The 22,462-nt window shown below is 52.5% G+C and carries 25 protein-coding genes; 13 read left to right on the top strand and 12 right to left on the bottom strand.

The window, feature by feature from the left end; translation table 11 throughout:
- Positions 1–50: 50 nt before the first annotated feature.
- From CJP46_RS21980 to CJP46_RS21970, 3 genes are all read left to right on the top strand, one after another.
- On the top strand, positions 51–971 hold the full coding sequence (locus CJP46_RS21980) for an alpha/beta hydrolase family protein (protein ID WP_094597870.1): 921 nt from the start codon (positions 51–53) through the stop codon (positions 969–971).
- Positions 972–1,316: 345 nt separating this feature from the next.
- Positions 1,317–1,862, top strand: coding sequence for a TetR/AcrR family transcriptional regulator (locus CJP46_RS21975; RefSeq protein WP_094597764.1), 546 nt, complete (start codon positions 1,317–1,319; stop codon positions 1,860–1,862).
- A 309-nt stretch (positions 1,863–2,171) separates the two neighbouring features.
- A complete protein-coding gene (locus CJP46_RS21970; protein ID WP_094597763.1) occupies positions 2,172–3,593 on the top strand; it encodes an MFS transporter in 1,422 nt (473 codons plus the stop codon).
- Between the two features lie 163 nt (positions 3,594–3,756).
- Here CJP46_RS21970 and CJP46_RS21965 read toward each other — a convergent pair whose 3' ends face one another.
- The gene (locus CJP46_RS21965; RefSeq protein WP_094597762.1) at positions 3,757–5,037 is read right to left on the bottom strand and encodes an MFS transporter; all 1,281 of its coding nucleotides are present in this window, start codon (positions 5,035–5,037) and stop codon (positions 3,757–3,759) included.
- Between the two features lie 245 nt (positions 5,038–5,282).
- Between CJP46_RS21965 and CJP46_RS21960 the strand changes: the two genes are divergently transcribed.
- Positions 5,283–6,422: a 5-methyltetrahydropteroyltriglutamate--homocysteine S-methyltransferase gene (locus tag CJP46_RS21960; RefSeq protein WP_094597761.1), complete on the top strand. Its 1,140-nt coding sequence runs from the start codon at positions 5,283–5,285 to the stop codon at positions 6,420–6,422.
- Between the two features lie 149 nt (positions 6,423–6,571).
- Here the strand turns inward: CJP46_RS21960 and CJP46_RS21955 are convergent, their stop codons facing one another.
- From CJP46_RS21955 to CJP46_RS21930, 6 genes are all read right to left on the bottom strand, one after another.
- Entirely contained in the window at positions 6,572–6,991 is a 420-nt protein-coding gene (locus CJP46_RS21955; protein ID WP_094597760.1) for an exosporium protein C, read from the bottom strand.
- A gap of 169 nt (positions 6,992–7,160) precedes the next feature.
- Complete coding sequence (locus tag CJP46_RS21950) at positions 7,161–7,973, bottom strand: ABC transporter ATP-binding protein (protein ID WP_094597759.1); 813 nt, start codon at positions 7,971–7,973, stop codon at positions 7,161–7,163.
- Positions 7,973–9,004 carry a FecCD family ABC transporter permease gene (locus CJP46_RS21945; RefSeq protein ID WP_094597758.1) on the bottom strand — a complete coding sequence of 344 codons (1,032 nt, stop codon included), beginning with the start codon at positions 9,002–9,004 and terminating at the stop codon, positions 7,973–7,975. Before CJP46_RS21945 ends, CJP46_RS21950 begins: the two co-directional genes overlap by 1 nt.
- Positions 9,001–10,035 (bottom strand): FecCD family ABC transporter permease, encoded by a 1,035-nt coding sequence (locus CJP46_RS21940; RefSeq protein WP_094597757.1) that lies wholly within the window; start codon positions 10,033–10,035, stop codon positions 9,001–9,003. Before CJP46_RS21940 ends, CJP46_RS21945 begins: the two co-directional genes overlap by 4 nt.
- A complete protein-coding gene (locus tag CJP46_RS21935; protein ID WP_094597756.1) occupies positions 10,028–11,122 on the bottom strand; it encodes an iron-siderophore ABC transporter substrate-binding protein in 1,095 nt (364 codons plus the stop codon). The genes CJP46_RS21940 and CJP46_RS21935 overlap by 8 nt, the downstream gene beginning before the upstream one ends.
- Before the next feature lie 170 nt (positions 11,123–11,292).
- Positions 11,293–12,036: an SDR family oxidoreductase gene (locus CJP46_RS21930; RefSeq protein WP_094597755.1), complete on the bottom strand. Its 744-nt coding sequence runs from the start codon at positions 12,034–12,036 to the stop codon at positions 11,293–11,295.
- Between the two features lie 198 nt (positions 12,037–12,234).
- Here CJP46_RS21930 and CJP46_RS21925 point away from each other — a divergent pair, with 198 nt between their 5' ends.
- Positions 12,235–12,825 carry a TetR/AcrR family transcriptional regulator gene (locus tag CJP46_RS21925; RefSeq protein WP_094597754.1) on the top strand — a complete coding sequence of 197 codons (591 nt, stop codon included), beginning with the start codon at positions 12,235–12,237 and terminating at the stop codon, positions 12,823–12,825.
- A gap of 93 nt (positions 12,826–12,918) precedes the next feature.
- Here the strand turns inward: CJP46_RS21925 and CJP46_RS21920 are convergent, their stop codons facing one another.
- The 3 genes from CJP46_RS21920 to CJP46_RS21910 form a co-directional block, all read right to left on the bottom strand.
- Positions 12,919–13,311: a Dabb family protein gene (locus CJP46_RS21920; RefSeq protein ID WP_094597753.1), complete on the bottom strand. Its 393-nt coding sequence runs from the start codon at positions 13,309–13,311 to the stop codon at positions 12,919–12,921.
- Positions 13,312–13,614: 303 nt separating this feature from the next.
- Entirely contained in the window at positions 13,615–13,971 is a 357-nt protein-coding gene (locus CJP46_RS21915; RefSeq protein ID WP_076172322.1) for a hypothetical protein, read from the bottom strand.
- Between the two features lie 69 nt (positions 13,972–14,040).
- The gene (locus tag CJP46_RS21910; RefSeq protein WP_094597752.1) at positions 14,041–14,631 is read right to left on the bottom strand and encodes an NAD(P)H oxidoreductase; all 591 of its coding nucleotides are present in this window, start codon (positions 14,629–14,631) and stop codon (positions 14,041–14,043) included.
- Between the two features lie 170 nt (positions 14,632–14,801).
- Between CJP46_RS21910 and CJP46_RS21905 the strand changes: the two genes are divergently transcribed.
- Positions 14,802–15,158, top strand: coding sequence for a winged helix-turn-helix transcriptional regulator (locus CJP46_RS21905; RefSeq protein WP_094597751.1), 357 nt, complete (start codon positions 14,802–14,804; stop codon positions 15,156–15,158).
- Between the two features lie 344 nt (positions 15,159–15,502).
- A complete protein-coding gene (locus CJP46_RS21900; RefSeq protein WP_094597750.1) occupies positions 15,503–15,859 on the top strand; it encodes a winged helix-turn-helix transcriptional regulator in 357 nt (118 codons plus the stop codon).
- A 76-nt stretch (positions 15,860–15,935) separates the two neighbouring features.
- On the opposite strand, the gene CJP46_RS21895 is transcribed toward CJP46_RS21900, so the two are convergent.
- The gene (locus tag CJP46_RS21895; RefSeq protein ID WP_094597749.1) at positions 15,936–16,427 is read right to left on the bottom strand and encodes a pyridoxamine 5'-phosphate oxidase family protein; all 492 of its coding nucleotides are present in this window, start codon (positions 16,425–16,427) and stop codon (positions 15,936–15,938) included.
- Between the two features lie 200 nt (positions 16,428–16,627).
- Here CJP46_RS21895 and CJP46_RS21890 point away from each other — a divergent pair, with 200 nt between their 5' ends.
- The 3 genes from CJP46_RS21890 (at position 16,628) to CJP46_RS21880 (ending at position 19,770) form a co-directional block, all read left to right on the top strand.
- A complete protein-coding gene (locus CJP46_RS21890; protein ID WP_094597748.1) occupies positions 16,628–17,197 on the top strand; it encodes a cysteine hydrolase family protein in 570 nt (189 codons plus the stop codon).
- A gap of 233 nt (positions 17,198–17,430) precedes the next feature.
- A complete protein-coding gene (gene mqo / locus CJP46_RS21885; RefSeq protein ID WP_094597747.1) occupies positions 17,431–18,939 on the top strand; it encodes a malate dehydrogenase (quinone) in 1,509 nt (502 codons plus the stop codon).
- Positions 18,940–19,071: 132 nt separating this feature from the next.
- The gene (locus CJP46_RS21880) at positions 19,072–19,770 is read left to right on the top strand and encodes a Dph6-related ATP pyrophosphatase (protein WP_094597746.1); all 699 of its coding nucleotides are present in this window, start codon (positions 19,072–19,074) and stop codon (positions 19,768–19,770) included.
- A gap of 17 nt (positions 19,771–19,787) precedes the next feature.
- Here CJP46_RS21880 and CJP46_RS21875 read toward each other — a convergent pair whose 3' ends face one another.
- Positions 19,788–20,168 carry a hypothetical protein gene (locus CJP46_RS21875; protein WP_256992458.1) on the bottom strand — a complete coding sequence of 127 codons (381 nt, stop codon included), beginning with the start codon at positions 20,166–20,168 and terminating at the stop codon, positions 19,788–19,790.
- Between the two features lie 151 nt (positions 20,169–20,319).
- On the opposite strand from CJP46_RS21875, the gene CJP46_RS21870 reads away from it, so the two are divergent.
- The 3 genes from CJP46_RS21870 (at position 20,320) to CJP46_RS21860 (ending at position 22,304) form a co-directional block, all read left to right on the top strand.
- Entirely contained in the window at positions 20,320–21,399 is a 1,080-nt protein-coding gene (locus CJP46_RS21870) for an ankyrin repeat domain-containing protein (protein ID WP_094597745.1), read from the top strand.
- 11 nt (positions 21,400–21,410) lie between these two features.
- Positions 21,411–21,611, top strand: a complete 201-nt coding sequence (locus tag CJP46_RS21865) for a hypothetical protein (RefSeq protein WP_094597744.1) — start codon at positions 21,411–21,413, stop codon at positions 21,609–21,611.
- Positions 21,612–21,803: 192 nt separating this feature from the next.
- A complete protein-coding gene (locus tag CJP46_RS21860) occupies positions 21,804–22,304 on the top strand; it encodes a DinB family protein (protein ID WP_094597743.1) in 501 nt (166 codons plus the stop codon).
- Positions 22,305–22,462: the final 158 nt, after the last annotated feature.

Below are 22,462 nucleotides of genomic sequence, written 5' to 3'. Positions count from 1 at the left end.
TCGAGCGTGTGATTCAAACCCAATCTCTCTTCAAGAAAGGAACTTTATCTATGAATATCAACGTTAACACTCCAACTCCAGTCATTTCAGTAAAACCGGTAGTGCTATCCGCCCCGGAACGGGGTGAAGATCTGCAAGTGCGGGTATCTGCGCCCGTGACGGGACGCGACCTGCCTATTCTCGTTTTCTCCCACGGCTTTGGCTCGTCGATGGATGGCTACGCCCCGTTGGTTGATTTCTGGGCCGCTCACGGCTTCGTGGTCATTCAACCTACTCACCTCGATTCGAGAACGCTGAATCTTCCTCCTGAAGATCCCCGTACACCGCTGATCTGGCGCTTACGGGTCGATGATCTGAAGCGCGTCCTCGACCAGCTTGATCGGATCGAAGCTTCCGTGCCCGGCCTCAGCGGGCGCCTGGATCGAAGCCGCATCGCCGCAGCCGGCCACTCCTGGGGAGGACAGACGGTGAGCACGCTGCTAGGCGCGCGGGTCCTCGATGCCGACGGCCAGCCGGGAGAGGACATGTCCGACCCGCGGATCAAGGCGGGCGTGCTGCTTGCCACGACGGGCAAGGGGGGAGCTGACTTGAGCCCATTCGCGGCCGAGCACTTCCCCTTCATGAACCCGAGCTTCGAGGACATGAACACGCCGACGCTCGTGGTCGCGGGAGACCAGGACCAGTCCATGCTGTCCAATCGGGGACCGGACTGGTTCACCGACCCGTACTTCCTGAGCCCGGGCAGCAAGAGCCTGCTCACCCTTTTCGGGGGAGAACACTCGCTTGGCGGAATCCCCGGGTACAACGTCACCGAGACGACGGACGAGAGTCCCGAACGAGTCGCCCTGCTCCAGCGGGTCACATGGGCTTACCTGCGCAGCGCGCTCGGCCTCGACGATTCCAGCTGGCAAGCAGCCTGCGCGGCTCTGGGTGAGAGCGCCAACCCGCTGGGTCGCGTCGAATCAAAGTAAGGACCAGACAGGGCGCACGCACCGACCTGATGGCAACGCCGTGGAAAGCAACGGATGCACCATCTCGAAGTTGCATGTCGGCGTTGTCAGTCAAATTAACTTCCGAATCAATGGAGTTAGAAGAACTTTATGTACCGCATCCACGGATACACATCCACAACAAGCTCTTGAGCGAACACCCCTAAGGTGTTCGCTTTTTTATATGTTTTTATCTTAATTGCCAAAGGAGAAGTGGTATGGCACAGCGGCAGCTAAATCCCCCCATTCCGGCTGGCTGAAAAAAAGAAGTTGACAATGACGCTGGAATAAATTAATTTATTGGTAAATAAATAAACGAGGTGCAATATGGCCAGACATAAAGATCAAGACCTCGGCTCTCTCAATCGCAAGGGTCAGATATTGGACGCCGCGGCGAACTTATTCGCGAACAACGGCTTCTACAAGACGACGACGGCGATGGTGGCTGCCGAAGTAGGGGTTACTCAGCCTTATGTGTTTCATTTCTTTAAATCTAAAGAGCTATTGTACTTGGCGGTCCTAGAAAGGGCGATCGGCCGGCTGGTCGAGGCGTTCCGGGCCGTCGAGGCGCCGCCGGAGAAGTTGGCTGACCGGATGGGCAACGCGTTCAACGAACTGATGGAGACGCATCGCGACGAGATTCTGTTGTGCATGCATTCGTTCGCAACACCGGAGCCGGAAGTGCGAGCTTTTGTGCGTGAGCAGTTCGCGTCCATCCATGAATTTGTCGCCAGACGGTTTGCGGACGCCGGCTTGCCGCACCCCGGTCCGCTAGCAGCCCAGTTCATCGCCTGCGGGATGGTGATCTCGATGGGAGAAGTGCTCGACTTGCCGCAGCTTAAACGGCTGGACCCGGGAGATGGCGACGTCTGATGTGCGCGGAGACCTGCTGGCCGGCTTGAGAAGGCCGGTCTGCCAGGTACCGCTTGCATCCGTCGCCCTTCCGGGCAGGACCGGATAATGATCGGGTTCGTCGTTGGGGGCTGAATCGAGACGGAATACGGGGAGCCCGAGTGAATAGCGGGAAGCCGAATATGGAAAGGCCGGTGCAGATTGCCAGGTACGTTAAGCCGAATGCCGGGAACGGCAAGATTAAGTGTGGTCAGCCGAGGGAAGGCCCTATTTTTTTGCCGTTTTATTTATTTATCTATAAATAAAAATTAAAAAGAGGTGTATTTGAAAATGATGTCTGCCGCAGATCGAGTCCGCTTGTTGATCGTTACCTGCATTACACTGTTCATGGCGATGCTGGACAATTTGGTCATTGGGGTGGCGCTGCCGTCCATCCAGGCTTCCTTCCATGCTGGGATGTCCGACCTGCAATGGTTTATGAACGCTTATACGTTGGCGTTCGCCGTGCTTCTCATTCCGTTCAGCGCGCTGGGAGAGCGCTTCGGGCGCAAGCGCATGTTTCTGACGGGCGTCGTCCTGTTCACGCTGGGCTCGCTCGCATCGGCGCTCAGCGACAGCTCGCTGCAGCTGACGCTGGCCCGTGCGCTTCAAGGGATCGGCGCCGCGGCCATTATGCCGATCAGCCTGACGCTGGTGAACGCCGCGTTCCCGCCTGAGAAGAGAGCGGCCGCGATCGGCATCTGGTCGGGCATCTCCGGCCTCGGGCTGTCCGTCGGTCCGCTGGTCGGCGGAGCGATTATCGAGGGGGCGCCGTGGGAGGCGATCTTCTGGGTCAATGTTCCGATCGGCGTGCTGGCAGTGCTGTTCGGCATGCGCTGGCTGAAGGAGTCGAAAGGGGAACGCAAACCGATCGACCCGCTTGGCATCGCGCTGCTTGGCGCCGGCTTGTTCGGACTGATCTTCGGCATGGTCCGCGGCAACGACGAAGGCTGGGGCTCGTTTAGCGTCTGGGGTCCGATCGCTGGCGGCGTACTGCTGCTCCTTGCCTTTTATGGATGGGAACGAAGCCGCAAGCAGCCGTTCGTTCAGTTCAAACATTTCCGTGAACGGAATTACAGCGCGTATTTGTCCGCAGGGTTCTGGCTGAACGCCGGTATATTTGGAGCGATCTTCCTGCTTACATTATTCCTGCAGCAAGCTCAGGGCTACTCGGCTCTCGGCGCCGGCGTCCGGGAGATGGTGTGGACCGCGTGCACGATGGTCGCTGCGCCGCTGGCGGGTCTGTTCGTCGGAAAATTCGGCTCGAAACGAGTATTGTTGTTCGGCATGCTCCTGCAGGTCCTCGCCTTGATCGGCATTGCTCTGGTCATCATCAGGGAAGGCGCTGTCTTCCCGTTCGGGTATATCGTTCCGTTGATGATGGCCGCGGGAGCCGGCATGGGCTTCAGTTTCACGCCGCTATCGCACGGGCTGCTCAGTTCGGTGGCGGAAAAAGCGGCCGGTGAAGCGAGCGGGATGAGCAACACCGCTCGCGAGCTTGGCGGGGTGTTCGGCGTCGCCATCGGCGGCCTGGTGTTCGCGAGCGGCAGCGCTATCGCCACTCCGAATGATTTCGGTCATCATCTCGTACCGTCCCTCTTCGTGTTCGCGGCGATGATCGCCGTCGGCGTCCTCTCCGTTGCCTTCCTCGCACGGAATGACCGGAAGACGGCTGAAGCCGGTTCCCCCTCCGGCGCCGAGCTGAGCAGCTGATCATACGATACGGCAAAGCCATGAATGAATGAAGCGGACATCGCGCCTTTGTGCGGTGTTCGCTTTTTGCAGATCGTTCTTTGTGACGGACATGCCGATATGACAAAAAAGAAGCAGGATAAGCGATGACTTATCCTACTTGCGTGCTTCAGATCACTTAAAATTAATCGATGGAGACACCCGATGCAGCCTCGGTATGGAAAGCCCGGCGGCCGATCAGGCCAACCCCCAGTGCCAGCAAGGTTAGGACTGACGCAAACAGATACAAGTTCACGATGCCGAGCCATTCGGCTAGGGCGGCCATGACCAGCAGCGAAATGCAGAACACCAGATTCAGCAGGGAGGCTTGAGCGGACAACACCTTCGGCAGCATCCCTTTGTCTACGCTGCGCTGTATCAAGGTGCGCCGGTTGATGACCGAGAGCTCGGCGAAAGGGCCCATCAGAAGTACGAGAATAAGCGCGATGAATGGTTGGGTGTTGAGGGCGTAAACAGCGGTCAGGACGCCATACCCAGCCATGCCGATCAGCATGGCGGCCAGAAGGTTGCCGCCGATGGCGCGTGCGATGGCCAGAACCAGCAATCCGCCGCCGACCGTCCCCGCAAAATACGCCGCATTAATGAAGCCCCACCACTCTTCGCCCTGACCAAGCGCCACTTGAACGAAGGCCAGCGTAAAGGCGCCGACCCATACCGACCCGCCTAGCATGTCGATGATGTCCATAAAGGTAAGCAGCCGCAGGCGCGGCATCTGCCAGATCATTTTCCAGCCTTCGGTCAAGGTATGCCATCTGGAAGATGGAGCCGCCGCTGCGCTGCCGTCAGGCATTACATCAGTCTGCTGCGGTTCAGACTGGGCCTCCACCGGCTCCTTGACGCCCAGCGTAAAAGCCGCCGCTAATCCGTAGATGACGGCTGTCAGCAGCAGCGTGTGACTGGGTCCCAGCAAAGCGACGATCACACCGCTGAGCCCCCAGCCGGCAAACTGCACCACCTGGTCGCTGACGCTGATCAGGCTGTTGGCCTTGAGCAGGCCCTGCTCATGCGCGACGAGCCGCGGGACCAGGGCGTTGCGGGCGGGCACCGTCCATCCGTCGAGGAAGGACATGACAAAAACCAGCGCAAACACAAGAACAAACGAAGCGTCCTTTCCGGTAAGCTGCAGGTAAACGGCCAGGCCTACGAACAGCAGGAACTGGCCCGTCTGCGAGAGGAGCAGCAGGGCCGCCAGTTTGAAGCGGTTCATCAGCAGCGGTGCAATCAGGCCGCTCAGCATTTGGGCGCCGCTGCGCATTAGCGGCATAAACGCCGCCGATATCAGCGATTCAGTCTGGTTAAGCACCAGCACCGTAAGCGCCATAATGTAGAGCACATCCGCAGCGTTTGCCGCCGTCTGGGTGGTCCACAGGAAATAGAAAGGCCGGGTTAAGATCGATGATTTCATGGCGGTCGTAATCTCCATTTCTACGTGCATGACGCAACATGCTTGCAACTAAAATAAGGATACGGGAACTTGAAGGTTTTGACAATTCATAGAAGGCAGATTGCTTCGGCAAGTACCAAAGGCCCTCGGGAAACGATACCTGCTATAGCTAATAGCTATAACGTGCTATAACCTTTTAGTAGAACGTTATAGCGATTCGGATATGCTATATTGATCTTATTAATATTTTCCGAGGAGATTAACCGATGAGCACTCAAACCAAACCTACCAAACGAACCGTTACTCCGTTTCGATATGATATCGTTGGCAGCTTTTTGCGCCCGCAATCGTTGAAAGAGGCTAGATCCCAATTCAAGAAAGGCGAGATCACTTCCGAGCAACTGAAGGATGTGGAGAATGCCGAGATCATCAAGCTCGTACAGAAGCAAAAAGAGGTAGGTCTTCAGGCCGTAACCGACGGCGAATTCCGCCGCTCCTGGTGGCATCTGGACTTCTTCTGGGGCTTTGACGGCGTTGAACGGACCTTTATTGACCAGGGCTATCAATTTAACGGCGCAGAATCCAGACCCGAAACGGCCCGCCTGACCGGTAAAGTAAGTTACAGCAGCCATCCTTTTGTATCGCATTATGCATTTTTAAAAGAGACTGCAGGCGAGGACGTCGTTGCGCGTCAATCCATTCCTGCAGCCGCGCAGCTCCTGTTCGAGCTGGACCGGGCAGAAAATCAGGAAAGCACAAGAGCCATTTACCCGAATCGGGAAGAGCTTGTTGCGGATATTGCCAATGCTTACAAAGCAGCGATTTTTGCTTTCTATGAAGCCGGCTGCCGCAGCCTCCAAATCGATGACTGCACGTGGGGAGCGCTTTGCGACGAACAGTTTATGGCCTTCATGAAACAGGCGGGCGTGAACGTGGCTGATTATGCCAACGAATTTGCAAAATTGAACGAGGAAGTGGTATCCGGCCTGCCGGAAGACCTCGTCGTCACGACGCATGTATGCCGCGGAAATTATGTATCGACTTATGCCGGGGTGGGAGGAGGCTATGAGCCGATCGCGCAAACGCTCCTCAGCATCGATAACTACTCTGGCTATTATTTGGAGTTCGATACCGAGCGGGCAGGCGATTTTAAGCCGCTTCGTTTCCTGAAGGACAATCAGCAGGTCGTGCTGGGCCTGTTCTCTTCAAAATTTGGTGAGCTGGAAAATAAGGCAGATATCCTGAAGCGGATCGAGGAAGCGACGCAATACGTCGATCTGAACCGGATTTGCCTGAGCCCGCAATGCGGCTTCGCTTCCACGGAGGAAGGCAACCACCTGACCGAGGAGCAGCAGTGGCGCAAGCTTGCTTTTATTAAAGAAATCGCTGAAGAGATCTGGAAGTAATCCATATTATCGGAATAGAATAAGCACCAATATAGCCGTATGGATGATGATCCGTGCGGCTAAGGGTGCTCTCTGAGTACTTCACGAAATGAGGCGGGCGGACATTGCCTAAAGCATATTCGTCGGTAGGAAGTATACTAGAGGAGCAGTTAGTTCCTGGTTTTAACGGCTAACCCACTAAATGATATAGCCACATCTACTCTTGTATTTGCAGCAACGTTTTCTGCCGTGACAATGTAAGCATGGGTACCTGCCTTTACATTTCTATCCTCAGCTTGAAAGGTAACTACATAATTTTGTTCGGAGCCTTTGGATTCGATGCCTTGTTGTGTGTTGAAAATTTCCGTATCACCGCGGAAGACTCTAAAGGGGATTTGCCCAATACCTTTGATGCCTCTGACGCCAATGGTTGCCACCAAATCTACCCGGTTGGGTTGAGATTTTGCTGGAATCCGTATCGGGATTGTGGCGATGCCGGACTTTGACGGGGAACGTCGAATAGTAAACGATTTGGCCGGGTTGAAACGACTAAGCGACTGAACGGCCGCTTTATCAAGAATTCGCACCATAATATCAACTCCTCTTTTTAATACTCCAATCTATGTAAGAGATCAAGAGGAGGGTTGGACTCGTTTAGTATAATGACATTTCATATGATGATTGTCTCAACAAAAAAGGATCCGCCGCGGCGGATCCTTTTTGATCTTCCGCACATGAACAAAGGTTACTTATAGATTGTCACTGGCCAACTTGATCCGCATGATGCCGCCCTTTAGGTACGACCAAGGGAGAGCCCGATACGGGATCCTCGATCACCATGCAATCGAGTCCGAAAATGTCCTTAACAAGCGTGCTGGTAATCACCCTGGATGGCGCACCCTCAGCCATAAGCGCTCCTTTATACAGCGCAAAAATATGGTCAGCGTAACGTGCAGACAAATTGATGTCATGAAGAACCATCACGATCGTTGTTCCGTACTTTCGGTTCAGATCGGTGAGCAGGTCGAGGATTTCGACTTGATAGGTGATATCCAGAAAAGTCGTCGGCTCATCGAGAAATAAAATATCGGTTTGCTGCGCCAAAGCCATGGCAATCCAGACGCGCTGCCTCTGGCCGCCTGAAAGCTCGTCAATATGCTGGTTAGCCAGCTCGGTGATGTCCATAATCTGCATCGCTTCGGCAACGGCCTCGTAATCCTTTTTGGTCCATCCGGTGTGCCAGGATTGGTGCGGAAATCTTCCGCGTCCCACTAGATCCGCGACCGAAATCCCTTCCGGCACTACGGGCGATTGCGGCAGCAAACCCAAGACTCGTGCCAATTGTTTCGGCGGAATTTTACCGATGGGCTTTCCGTCCAGCGTAATGCTGCCGGATGATGGCTTATTGAGCCTCGCCATGGTTTTCAGCAGCGTAGACTTCCCGCAGCCGTTGGCTCCGATAATGACGCTTATTTTATTGCTCGGTATCACCAGGCTGACGCCTTGGATGACCGTTTTATGATCATAGCCGGCTACGACTTGTTCGGCCTCAAAAATATGTGTCGGTTTCATTATAATTCTCCCTTTCGATTCATTCGGATGAGCAAGAAGATCAGATACGGCGCTCCGAGTAATCCGGTGATGATACCCACAGGGAATCTGTACTCAAAAGCAAACTGTCCGATGAGATCTGCCGCCAAAACCAAATTAACACCAACCAGACCCGCCGGAATGATGTTGGAGAAGCCGACTCCGACCAATCTTTTCGCGATCGGTCCCGAAAGGAAGGAGACAAAAGCAATTGGACCTGTGGTAGCGGTCGCAATCGCAATCATGCAGACGGAACTCACAATGAGCGCAACTCTGGTCTTGTCCGTGTCCACGCCGAGAGAAGAAGCCGATTGTTCTCCGAGTTCCAAGATGTTCAGATGTTTGCCCAGCGCGATCACGATCGGCGCAAAAATAATAACCGTGATGATCAGGGGCGGCAGCTCGCGCATTTGCGAGCCATTGAGGCTGCCGGTGAGCCATCGCAGTGCGGCGGGAATATCCTGCTGCGCGCTGACGAGCAGAAGATAGGATATCACGGCGTCTAGCATGGCTTGGATACCTATGCCGACCAGAATCAAACGCCCGACCGAAAATGACTTACCTCTGGATAATACATAAATCAATAGTACGGTTGCCAGACCGGCAATGACGGAAGCAACGGAAACGACAGCTCCGCTTGCATGAAGCATAATAATGCAAAAGACGGCCGCCACGCTAGAGCCGGAGGTAATCCCGATGACGTTCGGGTTCGCCAGGGGGTTGCGCAGCATCGTCTGGAAGGTGTATCCGGCAATACCGAAAGCAAATCCGGCAAAAAGACCGGCCAGCATTCTCGGCAAGCGGATCGTATTTACTGCAAAATATACGCCTTTGAGATGCTCTCCGAAAAGGGCGCGGATCACATCCTGAACCGGATAAATGGTGCTCCCGAGTAAAAGCATAGCGCAGCAAAGCATGCATGCAAGGGCCGCAAGGAGACTGGTAACTAGGATCCATCGGCGGTGTCTTTGACGTCTGCCCGCCATAATAAATTCAATCGATTGATTTTTCATAATGAACGCACTTTCGATTTCATCGCTAAAATGATGAGAATTGGAGCGCCGATAAACGCGGTAACGACGCCGACTTCAAGCTCCCCAGGGCTGCCGATCAACCGGCCGCAAACATCGGATACCGTTAGAATGATCGCTCCCGAAATCGCCGACATCGGTATAACAAACCGCAAATCGGGGCCGAGAATCAGGCGGATGACGTGAGTGGCCAGCAGTCCGACAAAACCGATAGGGCCCGCCAGAGCGGTCGCTGCGCCGCACAGGAGAACCCCTGCCAGCGCGGCGACAAGCCTCAGCGTTCCTGTCCGAACGCCCTGACCGGTCGCAACTTCGTCACCCAGGGCCAGGGCATTCAGGGCAGGAGCCGTGAAAATAGCTGTCAGGATGCCAACGATCAGAAAAGGAACAAAGGTAGCAATCGCACTCCAGCTCGCCGAACCAACGCTGCCCACTTGCCAGAACCGGAATTGATCCATTACATAAGATCGTGGAATCATGATAGCGGTGACCAGGGAAGAAAGGGCGGCGCTGGTGGCCGCCCCGGCCAGAACAAGCTTAATGGGCGTGGCTCCGCCGCGCCCCATCGAGCCGATTCCAAATACGAACACCGCAGTAATCGCTGCTCCGGCCAAAGCCAGCCAGATATACTGGTTGGCCGTGCTGATGTTCAAGAACGCAATGCCGCAAACGACAAATAAGGATGCGCCTGTGTTCACTCCCAGTATGCTCGGATCGGCGATCGGATTGCGCGTGACTGATTGCATCAGCGCGCCGGAAACGCCGAGCGCCGCACCGCAGAACAAACTGAACACGGTGCGGGATATCCTCTTGCGAACGACGTTTGCCCCATAGGAGTCGACATCGTGGTGAAATAGACCATCGATCAGTTCATGGAAGCTCACCAGCCGAGAGCCGAAGACCAGTGAGGCGACCACGCATAAGCCCAGCAGGACAAAACAAATCACCAGAACGAGCGTGAAACTTCTCGGGACATGCGATTGATGTTTTTTTTTGAGTGAAAAACTACTCATTGATCTTGCTGATCGCTTCATCGATCAGATTGAGGTACTCATCAATCGTATAAGAGATCGAAAGCGGATTGGGGTTCCCAGAAGCCGCCAGAGGTGTGCCGTTGCCAATATTCACGACTGATCCTCTTTGGATCGCCGGGATTTTACCGAGTACGGGATCTGCTTGAACAGCCTTGTAGACGTCTTCGTCGTTATACCCGACCAGAATATCGGCGTCGTTCAGCATGTCTGCATTTTCGGCGCTTAAGTTCATAGAGTAGCTGGTAGGATCCTTGATCTGGCTCGTAACACTCTCAGGATAGACCATTCCCAGCTCCTCCAGGAAAGATCCGCGAGGGTCAGCAGGTGTATAGATATGTAATTTGGACATGTCTTTCGCCGAGAAGTTCACCCAAACGACTTTCTTGCCTTTGATCTGAGGATGCTCGCTAACTTTATCCTGGATCATTTGCTCGGTATCTTTAATGAGCTGCTCGCCCTCAGTTTTCATGCCCATGCCGGTTGCATTCAACATGACTTGCTCACGCCAGGTGGTCAACCATGGAGTGGTTGGGTAGGCCACGACCGGAGCGATTTGACTCAGAATATCGTAGTCTTCCTGGGTGATACCGGAGTAAGCGGCAAGAATGACGTCCGGGTTGGCGTCGGAAATTGCCTCAAAATCAAGTCCGTCCGTATCTTGGAACACGTTAGGATCGGTTGCGCCGAGTGCCTCAAGCTTTTTCGCTGTCCAAGGCAGCAGCCCACTGTCATCCTGAACGCCGTAATTCGCCGCCGAGAAACCAACAGGCACCACGCCAAGAGCGAGAGCCACATCCTGGTTCCCCCATTGAATGGTAACGACTCTTTCAGGCTTTTTCTCAATATTTGTTTCTCCAAAAGCATGCTTGATCACGATTGGATACTGCGTATCTGCATCTTGGGAAGCCGTGGTTTCGGTTGTGGCCGTTTCGGTGCTTGCCGAATCACCCTCAGTTGGTGTAGATGCAGAGGAACCGGATGGCTGACTGGAGCAGCCAACAAGTGCTAATATGAGCACCATTGAGACTAGTAATGTGGTTAATGAGAACCTTCGTTTTGAATTCATGTGCAGACCCTTCCTTGTTATAAGATATATGATGACTATTCCGATATGATAATGATTATCATTGTCATACAATATATAGTTGGTTTGGCGGGTTGTCAATGAAAAATTTGTAAATGGAGAACAAAAAAGACCGCCCTCTGTCATGCATTGCATGCGAGGACGGTCCGTTTTCAGATTTCTTGCATGGTTGGCCGAATCGTGATTTCGTTTACAGCGGCATCGTCAGGCTCGTTGATGGCGTAGGCAACGGCTCTGGCGACGCTGTCTGGTGACAGTGCCATCCCGCTCCCTGGCGCAACGGCATCTTGGTACTCGGGTGGAAGAACACTGATCGCCGTTTCCGTCGCCACCATCCCTGGAGAGATGTTGGTGGTCCGGATGCGCGAAGTCGGTGATTCCTCCTGACGCAGTCCTTCAGTGATCGCCCGCACGGCATGCTTAGTGGCGCTGTACACGGCCGTTACCGGAACGACCTTGTGCCCCATAAGCGAAGAAATGTTGACGATATGCCCCGCTTGCTGCTCCCTCATCGCTGGCAAAGCCGCGGCGATGCCGTACAATACTCCCTTGATGTTCACGTCGATCATGCGGTCCCAATCGTCGATCTTCAATTCGTTCAACCAGGAATTGGGCATAATACCGGCATTGTTGACCAGCACGTCGATCCGCCCGTATTTTTGCAGTGCAGCCTGCGCTAATTCCTGCATCCCACGCGCTGAGCTCACGTCGGTCGGCAGGACAATCGCTTCTCCACCGCTCTTTATGATATTGTCGGCAAGAGATTGCAGCCGATCTTCCCTTCTGGCAGCCAATACGAGCTTGGCTCCGTGCTGGGCGAGCAGTTTCGCTGTCGCTTCACCGATTCCACCGGTCGCTCCGGTCAAAATAACTATTTTCGATTTTATATTTTCCATGGGTCATCGTCTCCCAATAATAATTTATTGTATCGTGCTGTCGACAGCATTTCACTACACGTGTTGTTTATTTAACGTCCGTTGATTAATATTATATAGAGAGAAGGAATGGATTCAATCGTTAAATCACTAGGATCCGTATGATACGCGACATTCATATTAATATTGTCAATTAACTATAGGGAGTGTAACCGATCCATGGAGGCTAAAGTCAAAAAAGACCGGCGCATTACAAGAACAAAGGAAGCCATCAATCGAGCGTTCGTGGAACTGTTCGCAGAGAAGGCGTTCGATCGGATTACCATAAACGATATTGCCGAACGGGCAAACATCAACCGGGCAACGGTGTATCTTCATTATGCAGATAAATACGATCTGCTCGACAAATGTATCGAAGATCATTTGAACCAAATGGTTACGGCTTGCTCGCTCAACAAGTCTTTCCAGCAAAAAGTAACGGATCTATTCGAAGCAACGGAAGCGTTGAAATCGCTGTTCGCTTATTTCGAGGATCATTTTCTGTTTTTCTCTTCCATGCTATCCAGTCAAAATACGGTCGCGTTTCGCGAATGTATGCTGGGGATTACGAAGACCTTGATCCAGAAGCAGATCGATATGGAGGGAGCCAACCGAGGCATGGATCCGGAAGTCACGCTTCAGTTTACGGCTTCGGCATTCGTTGGAACGGTAGAATGGTGGATTGCGAATCAGATGCCGCATACGCCCGCAATGATGGCGGAGCAAGCCATGAAGCTGCTCAAGCGTCACGACATTTATTGTACGGTTTAAAGTGAAAAAATCCCGGTTAAGGGATCTTTGGGTGGTTCACGAGTTGATTCGTTTTACGGCTGTTGTTAGCTTGCTGCTGGAGAGCGTTCTCGCTCACGCCTGATCCGTTTTGCCAATCCGGTCAAACAACGCCATCCACTCGGGATCAACCGCAGCGTTTCGGCAGGCAGCGATTTTTACCAACATATCGGGATCGGGATCATCCAAAACCGTCATTTGGGACAGTTTGGCCAGTAAAGGGATGAACTGAAAATCCCCTTCGCGATGGGCAGGCTCGCGAAAATACCGGTCGAGCGCCGTCAGGTCGGGGATACCGACACAATATGCATGCGTGAATCCTTCCTGAGGATCGCCGAAATATCGGCCGATGGAATAAAACGCGACCGATTCCGCCTTGGCTGTACGCTCGATGATGGAGAGAACCCGTTGTATTTCCGCTTCATTGACACCATCCTTGAATTGTAACCGCAAAATGCTTGTGATCATCTCTGTCCCTCCGAATATCGTTTAATTAATAACGCTCGTCGTTTAATTAGAAACGCTCTAAGATTAACACTGCGTTTCAACGACATTGTATCAATCTCACTTACTGAATGTAAGTAGTCAAATTACTTGGATATAATCATCTATTATGGATCAGCTTACTTTAATAAAGTTAAAGTAACTTGAAATCATGCGGACCTTAGATGAGGCGCCCTGGATAAAAAAAGCCCCATCCGGCCAATGGCCAGAAAGGGCTGAATTCCGCTTTCCCAAACTTCGTTCGACTCACAATCGCAACCTGTAAAATCAACGCTTGAGGGTCATACGCCAGCTGTCTGAGCGGCTGAGCTCCGTGGAGGTTCTCGAGGTATTCACGGCGCTCACCAAGAGGAAAATGATTTGATCTTCACCGGTGTTGTTGTTAAATAACACTTTGTTTGGCGTTAAATCCCCGGCACCGCCACGGGCAACAAATTTTCCCGGGGACGGCTGGGCCTCTATTTTAATCGCAAAGGCTTCATTGTTAAATAAGAAATTGAGGTTATTTAATACCAATTTTCTTCCCTTTTTCACTCGGATGACGATTTGCTGCAGCAGCAGCGTCTTCCGCGGCCCTACTTTAACCGGCGTTTTTCCGCCTACGATCCCGCTAAGTTGAATCATGTTCTCACCCCTCTAATGAAATTCCTACACTATATTCATAGAGGATGAGCTTGGACACGGCACATGGGATTATTTCGCGGCCTCTGAAACGTTGTCGTAATGCAGTCCCAATTGATAAGCTCGCGTCAGGAGATTATCGAAAATATCCGGCCTGGAATCCAGGGTATCGTATAGGATCTCAACACGGCTGTTAGAGATACCGCAGTAATCGGCTATGCCGACGTTTAGAAGCTGGGAGAGCATTGTATCGTACTGCCTCTTCTCAAAATGCTCTTTCGGGGCTGCCGCCAAACCAAGCCATAGGGCTTGTTGATGATGCAGGTGACTTGCGCCATAGGCATATCCGTTGTTCCATACCCGGTCGATATATCCTTTTAGCATGGCAGGCAGGCTGTACCACCATATCGGGAAAATAAAGGCGAGCGCGTCGTGCTGCTTCATCCGTGCGATTTCTGCCTCCACTTCAGACGAATAGACTTTATGATCCGATGACCAATCCGGCTCGTCCGCTTCCCACAACACGGGATTGAAGCCCCTGCGATGCAGATCCAGCACCTCGGTCTCATGCCCTGCGTCGGCAAGTCCCTGAATAAACCGGTCCGTCACGGAAAAGGTTAAGGAGTTCACCCGTGGGTGCGATACGACCGTCAAAATTTTCATTGATGTCACCTTCCCTACTCAAATTTCAATGCGAAGTGAGGTACGATAAAATTATCGGGTATGCTGAGATAAATAGGAAGTACTTACTTTATTGTGATATAAACACTCCGAAGTGATATACTCACCCAAAAGTAACTGTTCATTCGAATCGACGAGAGGATGGTGATTCCATGGAGATCCAAACAACCCGGACGTTTAACATTCCCGCGGAAGCGACGCTTCAGGTGATCGGGGGAAAGTGGAAGCTGTTGATTTTATGCCATCTGGACTGTGGGGACGGACCGCAAAGAACAAGCGAATTAAAAAAGGCGATTCCCGAGATTACGCAAAAAATGCTGATCCAGCAGCTCAAGGAGCTGGAGGAAGACGGCATCGTGACGAGAACGTCTTACAATCAGGTTCCGCCGAAAGTAGTCTATGAAATGAGCGAGTTGGGAAAGTCGCTGAAATCGATATTAGATCAATTGGATGAGTGGGGCGAGAAATATATGAGCCACCGTGAATGGAAGTCTTCCTGTGCGGAATGAGGATAATCCTAGGCCAATGCCGGCTTACAAATACATCTCCCGGGAGGTTTTCTACACGAAGGCGGGGCATAACCTCCTGCGAAACACATCAGCCTGAGCGTATCCGTTCCAACCGTTCGGAGCCTGAAGGGTGGTCTACGATGTACCGCCAGCTTCCGTCGGTTTGTCGTCTTATCACTTCGGACGTATGTCCTTCCATTTGGGCCAGATTACCGTCTCCATCCCGTGTATGAAGGATGAAATGTGCACGCAGCAAAGCGATATTTTCGAATGGGATGCAGTAAATATTGAAGTACGCAGAAATAGATGACTTAGTCATAAAAAACGGACCAGGGGAGGAAAAGATGCCTTATCAGGATGGAACATTTGGTTGTCCGGTAGATGTAGGGCTGCAGCTGATCAACGGAAAATGGAAACCGAAGATTATCTACGAGCTGCTTCAGCAAACGTGCCGTTTCGGCGAGCTCCACCGGCGAATTCCCGGCGTTTCCAGGCATGTGCTGACGACACAGCTTCGGGAGTTGGAAGACGGCGGCATCGTACAGCGAAATGCATTTTTGACCGTGCCGCCGAAAGTCGAATACTCGCTAACGGAGTTCGGTCAACGTTTGGAGCCCATTTTGGAGCAGATCATGAAAGTGGGAGAGCACTATATTTCACGGCAAAAACAGGAGACGGCAGGCGACCCCGAACTGAGTTGAGTCATGTCGATGTAAGTGCACTGTGGTCTGAAAATAAAAACGGACGCTGGTCTTCAACCGGCATCCGTTTTTTATCCTATTCCAAATCCACGATCCGATTGATATTCGTGCCTTCACCGCTTTTGCCCAGCAGCCTGCGGAACAAGAACTTGGCCATCTTGAACTTGTTGCCGGCATCCCAGTACTCGGCGGTTTCTGCATTGACCTTGATGAGAACGAGGTTCGGATCGTCGTAGGTCGTTTCCAGCAGTTCCTCGTAAACGGGGTTCCATAATTCTTTCAGTTTTTCGGGGCTTTGGACCAGCTCAGCTTCCCCGCGGATGGAGACGAAGGACTTGCCGGCATAGGCCACGTTGACCTGCCGGTTTCGCAGCAACTCATGGAACTTTTCGGTATCTTTCTTGGTCAGGAACCATAAGTCACCATCGAACTCAATGTCCTGGGTCTTCATGGGACGTGATACCAGCCCTTCATCCGAAACGGTCGTCAGCATCGCCGTGTCGATGCCCTTCATCAATTCGCGTACTTTCTCGATCGCTTCTTGGTTGTCCGAAGTTGGATTTGTCATGTCAGCTCACCTTTTTCATAATATATTTTCCTTATTATTACACTCGTTACGGTTCGGCAAACCACGGGATGGGCGAATCTATAATTGTGAGAGAAGTGATCCGCGTCAGATTGAATCACCCCTGGGACAAGCCTATACTTAAATATATACATATCGTTTTCCAGCTCGCTAAGATCATATACAAAGGAGCCCAGATTCCTATGCAAAATTCAGAGAGCCAAACTGCCCTGTTGGTCATGGACATGCAGAACAGCATCGTGCCGCGGTACGTGAACGACGAGACAGCATTGCAGCCGTTTCAGACGGCCATCGAAGCCGCGCGAAGTCATGATATTCCCGTGATTTATGTGCGGGTTGCGTTTCGCCCGGGTTACCCCGAGATCAGCCCTAGAAACAAAATGTTCGGTGGCATGGCCAGCCGGGCCGGATCTGCGCCCATGGAAGGAGCTACGGAAATATACGAATCGGTCAAGCCTCTCCCGGACGAGCCTGTTGTGACCAAGGTGCGGGTGAGCGCGTTTGCCGGGAGCGACCTGGAGGTCATCCTGCGCGCGAAGCGGATCGATACGCTCGTTCTCAGCGGGATCGCGACAAGCGGCGTTGTGCTGTCAACGCTGCGGGAAGCAGCCGATAAGGATTTTGTCCTTAAGGTGCTTTCCGACGCCTGTATCGATGCGGACCCCGAAGTTCATCGCGTCTTGACGGAGAAGGTATTTCCGAAGCAGGCCGAGGTGCTTACCGCCGATGAGTGGGTGAACTCTTTAAATTAGGACTAAACCAAAACCAAAGCCGCAATGCCGGTATGCTGCGGGCGATGGCTTTGGTTTTTTGTCTATTTCCGAGTTGTACGCACGACAATCATTTAACAGACCAAAGAATAGTGCTATACTATAAATTAAGTAATCATTCATCAGAAAAGGTGGATAACCGGGTCGCACTCTGGCTTGCCTCTTGAGAGCGCCTACATCTTTTCTTCAAATACTAGCGTGTAAGGACGGTAATTATGAGCAACAGACAAACCGAAACAGACGTTATCTTAATTGGTGCCGGAATCATGAGTGCGACTCTGGGGACACTGTTGAAAGAATTAGTGCCGAACTGGAAAATTACAGTGTTTGAGAAGCTGGCAAGCCCGGGAGAGGAAAGCTCGAACGAATGGAACAACGCAGGAACGGGGCACGCCGCCCTATGTGAGCTGAACTACACGTCCGAGAAACCGGATGGTTCCATAGATATCAGCAAAGCGATTAGCGTGAACGAGCAATTTCAGGTTTCCATGCAGTTTTGGTCTTATCTCGTGAAAAGCAATTTGATTCGCAATCCTCAGGACTTTATTATGCCTCTCCCCCATATGAGTATGGTGCAGGGGAAAGAAGATGTTGTGTTTTTGAAGAAGCGTTTTGAGACGATGTCCAAGAACCCGCTGTTTCAAGGGATGGAATTTTCCGATGATCCGAAGAAATTAATGGAGTGGATTCCGCTCATTATGCAAGACCGGACCTCGGATGAACCGATCGCAGCCACCAAAATGGACACGGGAACGGACGTCAACTTTGGCGCTTTAACGCGCATGCTGTTTGAACATTTGAAAAACAAAAACGTCGGTATCCATTACAAGCACAGCGTAGACGATATCAAGCGCACCAGCGATGGCGCGTGGGATTTGAAAATACGCAATTTGAGCAGCGGCAGCGTCGAACGCCATACGGCGAAGTTCGTCTTTATCGGCGGTGGCGGCGGAAGCCTTCCGCTCCTTCAGAAATCAGGCATTCCGGAAGGAAAGCATATCGGCGGGTTCCCGATCAGCGGGCTCTTCATGGTGTGCAACAATCCGGATGTGGTGGCTCAGCATCATGCCAAAGTGTACGGCAAGGCTAAGGTGGGGGCGCCGCCGATGTCGGTTCCGCACTTGGATACCCGGTTTATCGACAATCAGAAGTCGCTGCTCTTCGGACCGTTTGCTGGCTTTTCGCCGAAGTTCCTTAAGACCGGCTCCATGTTCGACTTGCTTGGTTCGGTTAAGCCGAACAATGTGCTCACGATGCTGGCGGCAGGCGCTAAAAACTTGTCGCTGACCAAGTATCTGATCCAGCAGGTGATGCTGTCGAAGGATAAGCGTATGGAAGAGCTGCGTGAGTTCATTCCGAACGCCAAGAGCGAAGATTGGGATATGCTGGTGGCCGGTCAGCGCGTGCAGGTCATCAAAGATACGGTTGCCGGCGGCAAAGGTACGCTTCAGTTCGGTACGGAAGTCGTTACCGCCGCGGACGGATCCGTCGCTGCTTTGCTTGGGGCTTCTCCGGGGGCCTCAACCGCCGTTTCCGTCATGCTCGAGGTCATCGAAAAATGCTTCCCTCAGCATGCGAAGGCGTGGGAGCCGAAGATCCGGGAAATGATACCATCCTATGGCGCGCCTTTAATGAAAAATCCGGGGCTGATCCGCGAAATTCATACGTCGACCGCACGGACGCTCGGCCTCAATCGAGGACTGCATTCGGCCAACGTGATGTAACTTATATACCTCCATATATCGTGATAGCGGCCTTCGTCCTAAAGTTTTATGGGGCGGAGGCCTTTTTGTTCCATCGAGGTTAATTGGATAGGCGGTTATGAAATCCGGGAGAGAAGGGTGAGGAAGAAACGAATGGATTGGAAAAATGGTGCCGATGGTCAAACCTTTATTGCCTCTTTTAGCGGAGGGAAGGACAGTGTCCTGGCTTTGTATAAAGCGATGCAGGTTGGAGAAGCGATCGGGCTGATCGCGATGCTGGAAGAGGAAGGAAAACGCTCTAGATCCCATGGCATGCCGCCTGAGCTGATCTGCGCCCAAGCCGATTCGATCGGTTTGCCGCTGCATACCGGGGCAGCCAGTTGGGCGGAGTATGAGTCCGTCTTCACCGGATTGCTGAAGCAGGCCAAGATGCTCGGCGCCGAGGCGTTAGTGACCGGGGACTTGGATGTGCCTGCTCACGGATGCTGGCATGATAAGGTCACGAAAAACGCCGGCCTTAAGCTGGGGATGCCCCTATGGGAGACAGATCATGCGGATGCCGTCAGGGAATTTATCGACCTGGGATTCGTCACGGTTCTGGTCACGGTTAATCTTTCGTTAGGGATGAAGGAAGAGGATTTGGGGAGGGTTCTGACCCGAGCGTATGTGGAAGAGCTCCTCGCCCGCGGCATCGATCCCTGCGGAGAAGGCGGCGAGTTCCATACGACGGTGATCGACGGCCCTCTTTTTCAGCGCCCGATTTCCATTCGTAAAGGCGAGATCGTCAGAGACGGCGACTATGCCTTTTTGCCCTTGGAACTGGATGTTGCAGCGGTTCATCGCCAAATATGAGCGGCCCAGTCGGCGCTTCAAGGGATGTAGGCACCGACGACCTCGAACTTTGGTTCGCCTGCGATCGTCATATACTTCACATCAACGACGCAGCCTTTTTGAAAAGAAGGGATATTCACGATCGGGATGAAGGTCTTCACCACGGTACGAAGAATCTCACCATCCGGTTTGGTCACGGTTAGATCAAGCAGGACCTCCGGCTGATCGTCGAGCTGCGCATTCGTTTGCTGGATGGAATGGATGACGGCTTGCGCGGATGTACCGTCCGTAAGAATGGCTTTTCGCTGCGAGAGCCGTTTGCGCTGGCCTCTCAGCGATTTGATGGTAAAGGCGATCGTCAATGACGCTGTGAACAACGAGAAGATGATGATAATCATAACAACCGTAGTCAATGGCATGCACCTCGCTTCCATTTTAACTCCAATACAGATAAATCATCCCAAGTATTAAGCTTAATGGACCAGAGGTGCTTTCGTCTATGGAATTCGTAAATAAATCATCGGCACTATCGTGTTGATGCATGAACTTCCGAACAGGAGAGAAGAATCCATGATCCAATTGAAAGATATCGGGAAATTCAAGGAGCTGCCGGAAATCGCGATGCACATATATCAAGGGAATATTCCAGCTTTACAGGATGCCCTTGCGGCAGGTTGGGAAATGGAGGAGGACATCGCGCTTAGCCAATATACCGCCTTAAGCCCGCTTGATCTCGCTCTGATCGTGGAACGGATGGAAGTGGTTAAGCTGCTGATAGAGCACGGCGTCAATCTTAATGCCAAACAAAATCCGGCTTTTTTACGGGCCGTCCGCTATGGCAGGGAAGAGATGGTACGCTATATCGCCGCACAGGGCGCCAAGCTGGACATGCTTAATCGGGTGGGCTCCGGCGCGTATTCGCAGGCTTACTATGGCGACAAAAACAATATCCCGCTCATTCAGGAGCTGGGGCTCGACATCAAGCTGCACGGCGGGGCCGTACTGCGTCAGGCGGTGTCCGATCATGACTATAAGACTCTCGATTATTTGCTCGATCAGGGGGTGGACATTAACTACAACCAGCCGGATCAAGTCTACCCTTACGAAGCAACGCCGTTAACCGTGGCCGCTCGCATGGGGAATTCGGGTATGGTCAAGTATTTGGTAGAACGGGGCGCGGATGTGACGTTAGCGGAGAAGGACGGCGACCGGCCGTATACGATTGCGGTCAGCCAAAAGAACGCAGTCCTGGCGGACTATTTGAAATCGCTGGAACCGCCGGGATTTCATGATCTAGCGAATAAGAAACATGAGCTCAGAGCCTATAAATTGCCAGAGGAGTTGGTCATTTTGTTGACCGGTGGCAACCTGCGCCTTGAGCTGGCCCCCAATGAATACGCTATCCGGCATATCGATTTCTTCGCATTGACCGACACGATTCCGATGAAGATCGGGCGGCTGAAGCTGCTGCGCCTGTCGGCTGACATAGACAACTACTCGGATCTTCAGCTCGTATGGAATCCGAAGAAAAAGGGATGGATCGGCTGCTATGACGTCGAGCATGAGAATTATTCGGACTTGTGCGGTTTAGGAGAGTTTCTCGAGCAGCCCGAAACGTATCTGATTCGTTTTCTGGAGGGAGAGCTGTAGAAACGAGTCCGGTGCCTGAGGATGGTTCGGATGAAATAGGCAAAGCCATGACGACCCTGCGGAAACCGGACCTGTATGATCTGTTCACGCTCCATGCCAAGGCCCGAGGGGAGCTGACCGAGACCCCGGGGCAGGCCGATGCGGTGTTCTCCGTGGAGCAAGGGCTGACGCCTTACGATATCGAGGAAATTATGGCGGAATTTATGGTGTAAAAAATATTGAAGCGAGAAACCGACACATGATCGCTATGAGTCGGTTTTTTTGCATTCCTAATTTTTTATGGATAAGCCTATAACTATGACAAACCCTGTCACCAATATGCGATATGATGGATGTATGAAAGGCCGAAAGGAAGCAGAGGCTGGTCGTAGGGAGTTTGATCAACTTAAAGGAGGAAGTATGTTATGTATGTGACGGTTCAAGATTTTATTATGGAATGGAACAAGGAAGCCGAATTGACGCAGGGGATCCTGGATGCCCTGACGGATGAATCACTGGGGCAGCAGGTCTATCCGGAAGGACGCACTTTGGGCAGAATCGCTTGGCACTTCGTCTCGAATGTCCCCGACTATTTGAATGAATTCGGCGTTGCGATGGACAAGGTTGCGAATCCGGGTGAAGTCCCTTCCGCCAAGGAAATTGCGGATACTTTCCGGACGGTCAGCTCGGAGACCGCCAAGGCACTGGAAGAGCAGTGGACCGACGAGTCGCTTAGCAAGGTGCAGAACGCTTTTGGACGAATGGAATCCAATGCATCCATCCTGATGGGGCTTATCAAGCATATTGCTCATCACCGGGGCCAGGCGACGGTTCTGATGCGCCAAGCGGGACTGGGCATACCGGCCGTCTACGGTCCATCGAAGGAAGGCTGGATCAAGTTGGGGGTACAGCAACCACCGCTGTAAAAGATTGTAGAGCAGTGACGCCAGTGAAGACTGCAACAGGCTGTGTGAAGCGTCCCGGCTGCAGCCTTCTTTTTATTCAAAAGGGCACATCCACAACAGCGCGCCGTCTTAGACGTACCATTCATAAATGCAATGCTGCTCCCTGATGCGGTCGTGGC

It is taken from the genome of Paenibacillus sp. XY044, assembly GCF_002257645.1.
Lineage (GTDB): Bacteria > Bacillota > Bacilli > Paenibacillales > Paenibacillaceae > Paenibacillus_AQ.
This window is presented reverse-complemented; position numbering and strand designations above follow the sequence as displayed.